Consider the following 12,819-nt stretch of genomic DNA (forward strand, 5'->3'; position numbering starts at 1 on the left):
AACGTCGAGGGCAAGGCGCGGCGACACAGACAGTACGCCAGTACGGCAAGGAGCTGCAACGCCGCCATCGGCATTTTCTCAGGCCCGCGTCTCCGGCCCGCTTTTATGCCGGGCCAAGCGGGCCTGAAAAACGTCGAGGGCAAGGCGCGGCGACACAGACAGTACGCCAGTACGGCAAGGAGCTGCAACGCCGCCATCGGCATTTTTTCGGGCCTGCGTCTCCGGCCCGCTGTTGTTAAGCCTTTGCATAGCCAAAACCGCCCCTTTGCGCCGCCCGGCTTTATAATCTGTCTTTTCCTTCCCACACAGCCCCCTACCATGCCAGCACAACTGATCGACGGAATCGCCCTCTCCCAAAAACTGCGCAGCGAGATCGCCACGCGCGCCGCCGCCCTCACCGCCAAGGGCACCCAGCCCGGCCTGGCCGTGATCCTCGTCGGCGAAGACCCGGCCAGCCAGGTGTACGTCCGCAACAAGGTCAAGGCGTGCGGCGACGTGGGTTTCCACTCGGTGCTGGAAAAATATGAAGCGGACCTGTCCGAAGCCGACTTGCTGGCACGCATCGCCAGCCTGAACGCCGATCCCGCCATCCACGGCATCCTCGTGCAAATGCCGTTGCCCAAGCACATCAACCCGCACAAGGTCATCGAAGCGATCGCCACGACGAAAGACGTGGACGGCTATTCCGTCCTGAGCGCCGGCGAACTGATGACGGGCTTGCCCGGCTTCCGCCCTTGCACACCGTACGGCTGCATGAAACTGATCGAAAGCACGGGCGTCGACTTGCGCGGCAAGCACGCCGTCGTCATCGGCCGCAGCAACACGGTCGGCAAGCCGATGGCCCTGCTGCTCTTGCAAGCGAACGCTACCGTCACCATCTGCCATAGTGCGACCCCGGACTTGGGCCTGTACACGCGCCAGGCGGACGTGGTCGTGGCCGCCGTCGGCCGCCGCAACACCCTGACGGCCGACATGGTCAAGCCGGGCGCCATCGTCATCGACGTGGGCATGAACCGCGACGATGACGGCAAGCTGTGCGGCGACGTGGATTTTGCCGGAGTGAAAGAAATCGCCTCCCACATCACCCCGGTACCGGGTGGCGTGGGTCCGATGACGATCACCATGTTGCTCATGAACACGGTCGAGGCCGCCGAGCGCGTGTAACAACACCGGGGCGGCATGACCGCCCCTTTTAATATATGGAAGCGACGATGAACACCAATCCCCTGCTTGATTTTTCCGGCCTGCCACGCTTCGACGCGATCACGCACGAGCATGTCACGCCCGCCATCGATACCCTCCTGGAACAGGCACGCGCCACGGTGGCGCGGCTGGAAGCGCCCATGGAAGAAGTGAGCTGGGAAAACTTCGTCGCGCCCCAGGACCAGATCGCCGAAACCCTGGGCCGCGCCTGGAGCATCGTCAACCATTTAAATAGCGTGATCGATACGCCGGAACTGCGCGCCGCCTACAATGCCAACCTGCCCAAGGTGACGGAGTTCTTGACCGAGCTGGGCCAGAACGAAATCCTCTTCGGCAAATACAAGCAATTGCAGGCCAGCCCCGCTTTCGCCAGCCTGTCGCCGGCGCGCCGGCGCATCGTCGAGAATGCCGTACGCGACTTCCGCCTGGGCGGCGCTGAGTTGCCCGAGGACAAGAAAGAGCGCTTCGGCGCCATCCAGGAAGAACATGCGGCCGTAGGTACGCGTTTTTCCGAAAACGTGCTCGACGCCACCAATGACTACAAGTTGCTGGTCGAGAACGAAAGCGACCTGGCCGGCTTGCCCGACGACGTGAAGGCCGCCGCGCGCGCCGCGGCCGACAAAGCCGGCAAGCAAGGCTATGAATTCTCGCTGCACTTCCCGTCCTATTACCCGATCCTGCAATTTGCCGACAATCGCGCGCTGCGCGAAACCATCTACCGCGCCAACGCCACCAAGGCATCGGACCAGGGCGAGGTCTTCAGCAAGAAAGAAGACTGGGACAACACGCACAACATCGTCACCTTGTTGCGGCTGCGCAACGAAGAGGCAAAACTGCTCGGCTACGCCAACTTCGCCGAAGTGTCGCTGGTCTCCAAGATGGCCACTTCGCCCGCGCAAGTCATCGCTTTCCTGGAAGACCTGGCCAAGCGCGCGCGCCCGTTCGCCGAGAAGGACCTGGCCGAACTGAAGCAATTCGCCCGCGAAGAGCTGGGCATCGACGAACTGCAGGCGTGGGACGTGCCGTACGCCTCCGAAAAGCTGCAGGAACGCCGCTACGCGTTCTCGGCCCAGGAAGTCAAACAATATTTCCCTGAACACAAGGTGATCGACGGCCTGTTCCGCCAGATCCAGAACCTGTTCGCGGTCGAGATCAAACTGGATACGGCGCCCGTCTGGCACCCGGACGTGCGTTTTTACCGCATCGAGCGCGACGGCCAGCTGGTGGGCCAGTTCTACCTGGACCTGTATGCGCGTGCCGGCAAGAGCGGCGGCGCCTGGATGGATGACGCGCGCGGCCGCCGCGCCGACGCACAGCACGTGCAGACGCCGATCGCCTACCTGACCTGCAATTTCACGGAACCGGCCGTGGTCGACGGCAAGGCACAGCCTGCATTGTTCACCCACGATGAAGTCATCACCCTGTTCCACGAGTTCGGCCACGGCCTGCACCATATGCTGACCGTCGTCGACGAACTGGGCGTGTCGGGCATTGCCGGCGTCGAATGGGATGCCGTGGAACTGCCGTCGCAATTCATGGAAAATTTCTGCTGGGAATGGGAAGTGCTCGAACACATGACGGCGCATGCCGTCACGGGCGAGCCGCTGCCGCGCGCGCTGTACGACAAGATGCTGGCGGCCAAGAATTTCCAGTCCGGCCTGCAAACCCTGCGCCAGGTGGAATTCTCCCTGCTCGACATGCATCTGCACTATGACTACGATGCCGGCACGGGCCAGAGCGTGCAGCAGCTGATCGACGGCGTGCGCGCCAAGTTCGCGCTGATCATCCCGCCCGCCTTCAACCGCTTCCAGAATTCCTTCGGGCATATCTTCTCCGGCGGCTACGCGGCTGGCTACTACAGCTACAAATGGGCCGAGGTGCTGTCCGCCGACGCCTATGCGGCATTCGAGGAAGCCAGGGCGCTGGGACCGGCCGCCACCACGGCGGCGGGCAAGCGTTATCTGCAGGAAATCCTGTCCGTCGGCGGCTCGCGCCCCGCGCTGGAATCGTTCACGGCCTTCCGCGGCCGCGAACCGAGCATCGACGCCCTGCTGCGCCACAGCGGCATGGCAGCGTGAAGGGCGACATGACGCGCGTCGACTTTCATACCAACGTGCCGGACAAGCTGGCCTACGCCTGCCGTCTGGCACGCAAGGCGTATATGGCCGGCAACAAGGTGGTCGTGCTGGTACAAGATGGCACCCAGCTCGACGCCTTGAACAGCGCCATGTGGACCATTTCCGCCACGGATTTCCTGCCGCACGTGCTGGCCGGCGACCCGCTGGCCCCGCAAACGCCCATCATCCTGACCGATGACGCGGCCGCCGAGCTGCCGCACCACGACATCCTCGTCAACCTGTCGCAGCTGCCGCCCGCCAATTACGCCGATTTCCAGCGCGTCTTCGAGATCGTCTCCATGGATGAACAGGATGCGCAGGCGGGCCGCCAGCGCTTCCTGCACTACCGACAGCAAGACGTGCAGCCGACCCACTTCGTGGCAGGGAAGACATGAGCCAGCAGCCATTCGACCAGGGCATCCCCCTGTTGACAGAGGTGCTGCTGGGGCCGGAAGTGGCCGAGGCCGTCGCGCCCGCCGCAGCGGCGCCTGCCGTCGAGGAAGCGCCGGCGTTGCCGCCTACGGTGGCGCAGCCCGACTGGGACGCCATCGAACAGCGGCTCACGCAGCGCATCCTGCATCAGGTGCAGGGCAAGATCGACCATCTGCTGGAAGAGCGCATCGCCCACGTCCTGCAGACGGCCCTGCAAAACGCCCTGATCGGCATGCGCGGCGCCCTGCGCGAAGACTTGCAGCAATCGCTGGAACAGATCGTCGCGCATGCGGTCAGCCATGAGCTCGGGCATTTGCATCCGCCGGCTCAGTAAGCACACACCTGTCGTTGCGACCATTTCATCACCGACAAAAATCTGGGGTCAGACCCGACGGGTCTGACCCCGGCATTCCCCGTCCTTGCCGTTGGGTTATGAGCATGCCGCGCAATGTCGGGTTACGCGCTGCGCGCTAACCCGACCTACCCCGACCTGCCCGACCTACCCTATTCTTTCCTCCAACGCCATTCTTTGGTGCGCTCGCGCCTGCGAAATCGGTGCATCGCGCCTCACTTTGGTGATTGTTGCGACAAAATGTAAAAAGCCCGAAATGCGGCTTTGCGCCGCCTGTTTTTTGTTGTACCTTTCTTCACACGTACCGCCATTCGAAGCGGTTTTCACGAGACGCCGCCGTATCTTTATCCATTGGAGAATGTTTATGCTGCTCAAGACCAAAGTCCTTCCTCTCGCCCTCGCCCTCGCCTTTGCCGGCCATGCGGGCGCGCAGGAAATCATCAAGATCGGCCACGTCGCCCCGGTCTCTGGCGCCAGCTCCCACCTGGGCAAGGATAACGAGAACGCGGCCAAGATGGCCATCGAGGATTTGAACGCCAAAGGCTTCAAGATCGACGGCAAAGCCGTGAAATTCGTGCTGGTGCCCGAAGATGACGCGGCCGATCCCAAGCAGGGCACGGCCGTGGCGCAAAAGCTGGTCGACGCCAAGGTCAACGGCGTCGTCGGCCACCTGAACTCGGGCACGACGATTCCCGCCTCGCGCATTTACTTCAATGCCGGCATCCCGCAGATTTCGCCGGCCGCCACCAACCCGACCTATACCCAGCAAAAATTCAACACGGCCTTCCGCGTCGTGGCCAATGACAACAAGCTGGGGGGCACCCTGGGCGCATATGCCGTGGGCAAGCTGCAGGCGAAGAAAATCGCCGTCATCGACGACCGCACGGCCTACGGCCAGGGCGTGGCGGAACAGTTCGTCAAGGGCGCCAAGAAGGCGGCGCCAGGCGTGCAAATCGTCGGCAAGGAATTTACCAATGCCAACGCGACGGACTTCAATGCGATTTTGACCAGCATCAAGTCGAAAAATCCCGACCTGATCTTCTTCGGCGGCATGGATTCCGTGGGCGGCCCCATGCTGCGCCAGATGAAGGCGCTGGGCATCAAGGCCAAGTTCATGGGCGGCGACGGCCTGTGCACGGAACCGCTGGGCAAGCTGGCGGGCGACGCCGTCGGCGAAGACATGGTCACCTGCGCGGAAGCGGGCGGCGTGACGGGCGCGCAGCAAAAAGGCATGGACGATTTCCGCGCCCGCTACAAGCAGAAATACAATATGGAAGTGCAGCTGTACGCGCCATACGTCTACGATGCCGTGATGACCATGGCCACCGCCATGCAGGATGCGAAATCGTCGAAACCGTCCGTCTACCTGCCGTATCTGGCCAAGGTGCACTACCAGGGCGTGACGGGGCCGATCTCGTTCGACGCCAACGGCGACATCAAGGATGGCGCGCTGACCTTGTTCACCTACCGGGATGGCAAGAAAACCAAGATGGAAGTGGTCAAGTAAGCGGCTGTCCGGCCACGTAAGCCAGTAATCCTTCGGCCAGCGCGTCGAAGGTGGCGCGGCAGCGCAGGCTGCCGCGCAAGTCTTCATGCATGGTGACCCAGGTTTCCATCGGCAGCGAAAACGCTTGCGGCAGCACGCGCCGCAGGGCCGGATCGCGCGCCGCCAGCCCTGCCTGGCACACGCCGATGCCGGCGCCCGCCCGTATCAATGCCAGTTGCGCCAGATCGCTGTCGCTGCGCCAGGCAAAGCTTTCCCGCGTAAATCCCTGAAAGGCCGCGCCCGCGTTGCGCACGAAGGGGCTCGCCTCGTCGTAGCCGATGACGGCGTGTTGCGCCAGATCAAGCAATCCCGCCGGCGTGCCATGGCGCGCCAGGTAATCGGCGTGCGCATGCAGTCCCAGTTCGATCTCGCCCACCTTGCGCGCCACCAGCTGCTCCTGACGCGGACGCAGCATGCGCACGGCGATATCCGCCTCGCGGCGCAGCAAATCCTGCACCTTGTTACTTAATACTAATTCAATGGTCAAGCCCGGATGGCGCGCGCGCAGGCGGGCCAGGATGGACGGCAGCACTTCCACGCCCACGACTTCACTGGCAGCGATGCGCACGACGCCGGCCACGCCCTGCCCCTGGCTGCTGGCCGCGCGCTCCATCAGGGCGGCAGTGTGCTCCATGGTTTCCGCATGGGGACGCAGCGCCAGCGCCACTTCCGTGGGCAGCAAGCCCTGCTGCGAGCGCGTAAACAGCGTCGCACCCAGCGCCTGCTCCAGGGCCGCGATATGCCGGCCGGCGGTGGGCTGCGTGATGCCCAGCGCGCGGGCGGCGCCGGAGAGCGAACCGTGCTTCAGCACGGCCAGCAAGGAGCGGTAGTATTCCCAGGCAATGGATGGGTTCATGGCGTCAACTTGGTCATGCATAAATGTATAGCTTGTACGCGATGTTCGTCAATTCCCAATTAGCCTTGCGCGGCAGATACTGGCACCATCAACCACACGGAGGTCATGATGGAGAACACGAAAACAGTATTGGTACTGGGCGCGACGGGCGGCATCGGCGGCGAGATGGTGCGCCAGCTGCTGGCGGCAGGCTGGCAGGTGCGCGCCCTGACGCGGGGAGCAACGCCGTCTCCGCGCGGCGATAACATCGAGTGGCTGCGCGGCGACGCGCTGTCGCGCACGGACGTGCTGGCGGCCGCCAAAGGCTGCGCCGTCATCGTGCACGCCGTCAACCCGCCCGGCTACCGGAACTGGGGCCAGCTGGTGCTGCCCATGCTCGACAACACGATTGCCGCGGCGATGGCCGAAGGCGCCACCATCGTGCTGCCCGGCACCGTGTACAACTATGGTCCCGACGCCTTCCCCGCAGCGGGGGACTTACTTGCGGAAGACGCGCCGCAGCACCCGCAGACGCGCAAGGGCGCCATCCGCGTGGAACTGGAAGCACGGCTGGAACGGGCCAGCACGCAGGGCGCGCGCGTGCTGATCGTGCGCGCGGGCGACTTCTTCGGTCCCCATGCCGGCAATAATTGGTTTTCGCAGGGACTGGTGAAACCAGGCCAGAGCGTGCGCAAGGTGCTGTATCCGGGCGCGCCCGGCGTGGGCCACCAGTGGTCCTACCTGCCCGACGTAGCGCGCACGATGCTGCAATTGCTGGCTTTACGCGCCACCTTGCCCGCGTTTGCGCGCTTTCACATGGCCGGCCACTGGGACCACGACGGCCGGCAAATGACGGCCGCGATCGCCCGCGTGGTGGAACAGGCGACAGGAGCGGCGCCCGCCATCCGGCGTTTTCCGTGGTGGCTGGTGGCGCTGGCGTCGCCGTTCGTGGCGACCTTGCGCGAAATGCGCGAGATGCGCTATCTGTGGCAAGCGCCCTTGTCCATGGACAATGCGCGGCTGCTGGCCGTGCTGGGCCAGGAGCCGCATACGCCGCTCGACGAGGCGGTGCGGGCGACACTGGAGGGCATGGGCAATCTGCATAAAACAGCGGGCAAAAAAAACGCGCCGGGATTGCCGGCGCGCTAATTGCAGGTACTGCGGCACAGATTATTTCTGTGCCAGTACCCATTTAACCAGGGTATGGGCTTCCGCATCGCTCACTTGCGGGTTGGCTGGCATCGGGATCGCGCCCCAGGTGCCGGAACCGCCCTTCATGACTTTCGCCGCGAGCTTGGCTTCCGCGTCTTTCTGACCAGCGTACTTGGCAGCCACGTCCTTGAACGCAGGGCCCACCAGTTTCGTGCTCACCGCATGGCAAGCCATGCAGTTCTTTGCTTTCGCCAGGTCCGGATTGGCCAACGCTGCTTGCGATGCCAGAGCCGATACAGTCAATACACTCACCAACATAAAACGTTTCATTGTCTTTTCTCCAAAGTTACTTCCTGCGGCATTTTACTGTGTTTCCGCAGATGCACCACGAGCCCAGATCAAGCGTTTCAATGTAGTCACGCAATGTCGTCAGAAGGCATAGCTATTCTGCCCCATCTGCGCGCCCATGACCATGTTGTTTGTAAGGCGATGTAACGACAGGCGGCCCCGCATCGTCAAACGGGGCCGGCCGTCGCACTGACGCAACAGATCAGCGTTTTTTCAGCTGCGACAGATCCCGCACGGCGCCCCGGTCGGCCGACGTCGTCAGCGCCGCATACGCCTGCAGCGCCTGCGACACGTAGCGCTCGCGGTCGACGGGCAGCCAGGCCGCGTCGCCCTTCGCTTCCATGGCGGCGCGGCGCGCGGCCAGCTCGGCAGCCGTGATACGCAGGTTGATGGTGCGCTCGGGGATGTCGATGTCGATGAAATCGCCCTCTTCCACCAGGCCGATGGCACCGCCTTCTGCCGCTTCCGGCGAGGCGTGGCCGATCACCAGGCCCGAAGAACCGCCCGAGAAGCGCCCGTCCGTGAACAGCGCGCACGCCTTGCCCAGGCCCTTCGACTTGATGTACGAGGTCGGGTACAGCATTTCCTGCATGCCGGGGCCGCCTTTCGGGCCTTCGTAGCGGATGATAACGACGTCGCCTTCATGCACGGTATCGGCCAAAATCGCTTCAACAGCGGAATCCTGGCTTTCGAACACGCGCGCCTTGCCCGAGAATTTCAAAATGCTTTCATCGACGCCCGCCGTCTTGACGATGCAGCCCTTTTCCGCCAGGTTGCCGTACAAGACGGCCAGGCCGCCATCCTGCGAATAGGCGTGGGCCTTGTCGCGGATGCAGCCCGTGCTGCGGTCCGTGTCGACGGCCGCGAAGCGCTCCGACTGCGAAAACGCCGTCTGCGTCGGCACGCCGCCCGGCGCGGCGCGGAACAGTTCATGCACGGCGGGGTTATCCGTGCACATGATGTCGTTTTGCGCGATGGCGTCGGCCAGGGTCGGCGCGTGGATCGTCGGCAAAGTCGTGTTGAGCAGGCCGGCGCGCGCCAGTTCGCCCAAAATGCCCACGATGCCGCCGGCGCGGTGCACGTCTTCGATATGGTATTTGTCCGTCATCGGCGCCACCTTGCACAGGCAAGGCACCTTGCGCGAAATGCGGTCGATGTCGGCCATCGTGAATTCCACTTCCGCCTCGTGCGCGGCGGCCAGCAGGTGCAGCACGGTATTCGTCGAGCCGCCCATCGAGACGTCGAGCGCCATGGCGTTTTCAAACGCGGCCTTGGTGGCGATGGAACGGGGCAGCACCGAGTAATCGTCCTGCTCGTAATGGCGCTTGGCCAGTTCCACGATCAGACGGCCCGCGCGCAGGAACAGCTGCTGGCGGTCCGAGTGCGTGGCCAAAATCGTGCCGTTGCCGGGCAGGGCCAGACCCAGCGCTTCCGTCAGACAGTTCATCGAGTTGGCCGTAAACATGCCGGAACACGAACCGCAGGTGGGGCAGGCCGAGCGTTCGATCTCGGCCACGTCAGCGTCGGAGACGGTGCTGTCGCCCGCCTTGATCATGGCGTCGACCAGGTCCAGCTTGATGATCTTCTGCGTGCCGTTGACCACCTTGACGACCTTGCCCGCTTCCATCGGCCCGCCGGAAATAAACACGACGGGAATGTTGATGCGCATGGCGGCCATCAGCATGCCCGGCGTGATCTTGTCGCAGTTCGAGATGCAGACCATGGCGTCGGCGCAGTGGGCGTTGACCATGTATTCGACGGAATCGGCGATCAGGTCGCGCGAAGGCAGCGAATACAGCATGCCGCCGTGGCCCATGGCGATGCCGTCATCGACGGCGATGGTGTTGAATTCCTTGGCCACGCCGCCGGCCGCCTCGATCTCGCGCGCCACCATCTGTCCCAGGTCTTTCAGGTGCACGTGACCGGGCACGAACTGGGTAAACGAGTTGACGACGGCGATGATCGGCTTGTCGAAGTCGCCATCCTTCATGCCGGTGGCGCGCCACAGGGCGCGGGCGCCAGCCATGTTGCGGCCGTGGGTGGTGGTGCGGGAGCGGTATTGCGGCATGATGGGGTCCTTCCAAGGATGATTGATGCCTGACTGCGCGGATTTTCAGCAAAACCCTGCATGCAGTGGGGGTACGCCAGATTGCCTTGCGCGCGCCGCACTGTCAAATATATGATGCACGTTCCTGTGAGTCGTTTTGCATATCACAGCACTTACTCCACATGGAAACGCATATGAATCTCGAACTGCGCCAGCTGCGCTATTTCGTCACCGTCGCCGAGGAGCTGCACTTCGGCCGCGCCGCCGCGCGCCTGCACATGACGCAACCACCCCTGTCGCAAACCATCATGGCCCTGGAAGAACTGCTGGGCGCACCGCTGTTCGTGCGCACGCGCCGCGAAGTGCAGCTGACGCCAGCCGGCACGGCCTTGCTGCCCGAGGCGCGCCGGCTGCTGGCGCAGGCGCAAGACTTGCCCGCCTTGGTGCGGCGCGCCGCGCAGGGCGAGGCGGGCCGCCTGAGCCTGGCTTTTGTCTCGTCGGCCGACTACAGCGTGCTGCCGCCATTGCTGCGCGCGTATCAGACGGCCTATCCGCAGGTGCAGATCGCGCTGCAGGAAGCCACTTCCGACCTGCAGCTCGATGAACTGCTGGCCGGGCGCACGGATGCGGGCCTGTTGATCCCGCCCCTGCCCGAGAAGGCGAAAGGGGAGCTCGATTACCTGCCCGTGCTGGCCGAGCCGCTGGTGCTGGCCGCGCCGTCCGGCCTCGCCATCCTGAACACGCCGGGCCCCGTGCGCCTGCGCGACCTGCCGCCCCTGCCCCTGATCATTTTCCCGCGCGCGATCTCGCCCGCCCTGCACGACGCCATCCTCGGCGTGTTCCGCGCGGCCGGCATCACGCCGCAGATCGGCCAGGAAGCGATCCAGATGCAAACCATCGTCAGCCTCGTCTCGGCTGGCATGGGCATCGCGCTTGTGCCACAATCGGTATCGAATCTGATGCGCCCGGGCGTAGAATACAGGCCGCTGCAGGACGCCACGCCGCTGGTGGAAACGGGCCTGGCCTGGCGCCGCGACAATCCGTCGGCCGTGCTGCAAGGTTTCCTGGCGCTGCTGCGCAAGCAGATCAGCGCTGCCGCCGATTAAATTAAGTGGCCGCTAAGGCAAAAAACCGCCAGCGCCCCCATACTACGCAACCTTGGCTTTAAACAAAGAAAGAAACCCCATGCTGATACACCCGATGCCCGACCCGATAGCCATCCAGATCGGTCCGCTTGCCGTGCACTGGTACGGCCTGATGTATGTGCTGGCCTTTGCCCTGTTCATTATCCTGGGCCGCGTGCGCATCAAGCAGCCGCATATCGCCGTGCTGGGCTGGAAGAAGGAAGACCTCGACGACATGCTGTTCTACGGCATGCTGGGCGTGGTAATCGGCGGGCGCCTGGGCGAAGTACTGTTCTACCGTCCCGAATACTTCCTGCACAATCCGCTCGAGATCTTCATGGTCTGGCATGGCGGCATGTCCTTCCATGGCGGCTTCCTCGGCGTCATCCTGGCCATGTACTTGTGGAGCCGCAAGGCGGGCCGCAACCTGTTCGACGTGCTTGACTTCATCGCCCCGCTGGTGCCGCTCGGCTACGCGGCCGGTCGGCTGGGCAACTTCATCAATGCCGAACTGCCGGGCCGCATCGCGCCGGAAACCCTGCCGTGGGCCATGCAGTGGCCGGGCATTCCGTATCCCGTGCACCCGTCGCCGATCTACCAGATGCTGGTCGACGGCATTTTGGTGTTCATCATCCTGTGGCTGTATGCGCGCAAGCAGCGTCCGCGCATGGCCGTGGGCGCCATGTTCACCCTGTTGTACGGCTGCGCGCGCTTCTTCACGGAATACTTCCGCACGCCGGACTGGGAAGTCGTGTGGCTGGGCGTGCCGATCACGTCGGGCCAGATGCTGTCCCTGCCGATGATCGTCGGCGCCATCGCGCTGCTGGTGTGGGCATATAAAAGCCAGGTGATGGGCACGCCGCCCACCAAGGCCCGCGCTGCCTGATGAACAGTTTAAGCCTGTAACCTGCTTGTAATCACTTTCCATTGCGCCGGCGTTACCGGCGTGATGGACAGCCGGCTGCCCTTCTTGAGCAGCAGCATGTCTTCCAGCTCCGGCATCTGGCGCATCTCGGACAGGGGCAACAGCGCCGTCTTCTTCAGGCCCCGCACGTCGACGCTGATCCAGCGCGGCTGTTCCTGCGTGGCCTTGGCATCGAAATACTTGCCGCCCTCTTCAAACTGGCTGTGATCGGGATACGCGCCGCTGGCCACTTCGGCCACGCCCGCCACGCCCGGCTGCGGGCAGCTCGAGTGATAAAACAGCACGCCATCGCCGACCTGCATGCCGTCGCGCATGAAGTTGCGCGCCTGGTAGTTGCGCACGCCGAACCAGGGCATGGTGTGCCCGGGCGCGGCCATCAGGTCGTCGATGCTCACTTCATCGGGTTCGGATTTCATCAGCCAGTACTGTTTCATTACATTCCCCAGGTCAAAGAATAAAAGCGACAGGCGTAAAAAAACGGCTGCGCATGCTGATGCTGCAACCGTTTTTTGTACTGCAAATTGGGCCCCGCCTGTGCCGCTATGCCGGCATCCCGAACCAAACGGTTCAAGGTGGTCACGTTAGTTCAATTTCGGGTTCGTCGAACGAGCGACGCTCACTCCCATCAAACAAAATTCGCAACCGATGCGCATAAATGGTTCAAGGAATATATGGCAATCGCGAACACCGCAGGGTAGACCCAAGTTTACTCCTTTGATCTCGCATCGCAAAGACAAA

The 12,819-nt window shown here is 63.4% G+C and carries 12 protein-coding genes and 1 other RNA gene; 8 read left to right on the top strand and 5 right to left on the bottom strand.

What is annotated here, in order from left to right:
• Positions 1–318: 318 nt before the first annotated feature.
• From folD to AC1Q6X_RS16815, 5 genes are all read left to right on the top strand, one after another.
• On the top strand, positions 319–1,164 hold the full coding sequence (gene folD, locus AC1Q6X_RS16795) for a bifunctional methylenetetrahydrofolate dehydrogenase/methenyltetrahydrofolate cyclohydrolase FolD (protein ID WP_070311789.1): 846 nt from the start codon (positions 319–321) through the stop codon (positions 1,162–1,164).
• A gap of 47 nt (positions 1,165–1,211) precedes the next feature.
• Entirely contained in the window at positions 1,212–3,281 is a 2,070-nt protein-coding gene (locus tag AC1Q6X_RS16800) for a M3 family metallopeptidase (protein WP_492497866.1), read from the top strand.
• 8 nt (positions 3,282–3,289) lie between these two features.
• Positions 3,290–3,715, top strand: a complete 426-nt coding sequence (locus AC1Q6X_RS16805; protein WP_492401874.1) for a DNA polymerase III subunit chi — start codon at positions 3,290–3,292, stop codon at positions 3,713–3,715.
• Positions 3,712–4,086: a DUF2486 family protein gene (locus AC1Q6X_RS16810; RefSeq protein ID WP_070289206.1), complete on the top strand. Its 375-nt coding sequence runs from the start codon at positions 3,712–3,714 to the stop codon at positions 4,084–4,086. The genes AC1Q6X_RS16805 and AC1Q6X_RS16810 overlap by 4 nt, the downstream gene beginning before the upstream one ends.
• A gap of 382 nt (positions 4,087–4,468) precedes the next feature.
• A complete protein-coding gene (locus AC1Q6X_RS16815; RefSeq protein WP_070289205.1) occupies positions 4,469–5,611 on the top strand; it encodes a branched-chain amino acid ABC transporter substrate-binding protein in 1,143 nt (380 codons plus the stop codon).
• On the opposite strand, the gene AC1Q6X_RS16820 is transcribed toward AC1Q6X_RS16815, so the two are convergent.
• Positions 5,604–6,506, bottom strand: a complete 903-nt coding sequence (locus tag AC1Q6X_RS16820; protein ID WP_492497867.1) for a LysR family transcriptional regulator — start codon at positions 6,504–6,506, stop codon at positions 5,604–5,606. The genes AC1Q6X_RS16815 and AC1Q6X_RS16820 overlap by 8 nt on opposite strands.
• 108 nt (positions 6,507–6,614) lie before the next feature.
• Here AC1Q6X_RS16820 and AC1Q6X_RS16825 point away from each other — a divergent pair, with 108 nt between their 5' ends.
• Positions 6,615–7,634, top strand: coding sequence for an NAD-dependent epimerase/dehydratase family protein (locus tag AC1Q6X_RS16825; RefSeq protein WP_492497977.1), 1,020 nt, complete (start codon positions 6,615–6,617; stop codon positions 7,632–7,634).
• A gap of 21 nt (positions 7,635–7,655) precedes the next feature.
• Here AC1Q6X_RS16825 and AC1Q6X_RS16830 read toward each other — a convergent pair whose 3' ends face one another.
• A complete protein-coding gene (locus tag AC1Q6X_RS16830; RefSeq protein WP_070221905.1) occupies positions 7,656–7,967 on the bottom strand; it encodes a c-type cytochrome in 312 nt (103 codons plus the stop codon).
• Between the two features lie 220 nt (positions 7,968–8,187).
• Entirely contained in the window at positions 8,188–10,053 is a 1,866-nt protein-coding gene (ilvD, locus tag AC1Q6X_RS16835) for a dihydroxy-acid dehydratase (RefSeq protein ID WP_070221904.1), read from the bottom strand.
• A gap of 173 nt (positions 10,054–10,226) precedes the next feature.
• Here ilvD and AC1Q6X_RS16840 point away from each other — a divergent pair, with 173 nt between their 5' ends.
• Positions 10,227–11,138, top strand: a complete 912-nt coding sequence (locus AC1Q6X_RS16840; RefSeq protein WP_492497868.1) for a LysR family transcriptional regulator — start codon at positions 10,227–10,229, stop codon at positions 11,136–11,138.
• A 79-nt stretch (positions 11,139–11,217) separates the two neighbouring features.
• The gene (lgt, locus tag AC1Q6X_RS16845; protein ID WP_070311784.1) at positions 11,218–12,042 is read left to right on the top strand and encodes a prolipoprotein diacylglyceryl transferase; all 825 of its coding nucleotides are present in this window, start codon (positions 11,218–11,220) and stop codon (positions 12,040–12,042) included.
• Positions 12,043–12,050: 8 nt separating this feature from the next.
• On the opposite strand, the gene AC1Q6X_RS16850 is transcribed toward lgt, so the two are convergent.
• Both AC1Q6X_RS16850 and ssrS read right to left on the bottom strand, forming a co-directional pair.
• Positions 12,051–12,515 carry an EVE domain-containing protein gene (locus AC1Q6X_RS16850; RefSeq protein WP_070289203.1) on the bottom strand — a complete coding sequence of 155 codons (465 nt, stop codon included), beginning with the start codon at positions 12,513–12,515 and terminating at the stop codon, positions 12,051–12,053.
• An 87-nt stretch (positions 12,516–12,602) separates the two neighbouring features.
• Positions 12,603–12,780: non-coding RNA, 6S RNA (gene ssrS, locus AC1Q6X_RS16855), on the bottom strand.
• Positions 12,781–12,819 lie beyond the last annotated feature (39 nt).

This window comes from Janthinobacterium sp. GW823-FHT06H09 (genome assembly GCF_058794735.1).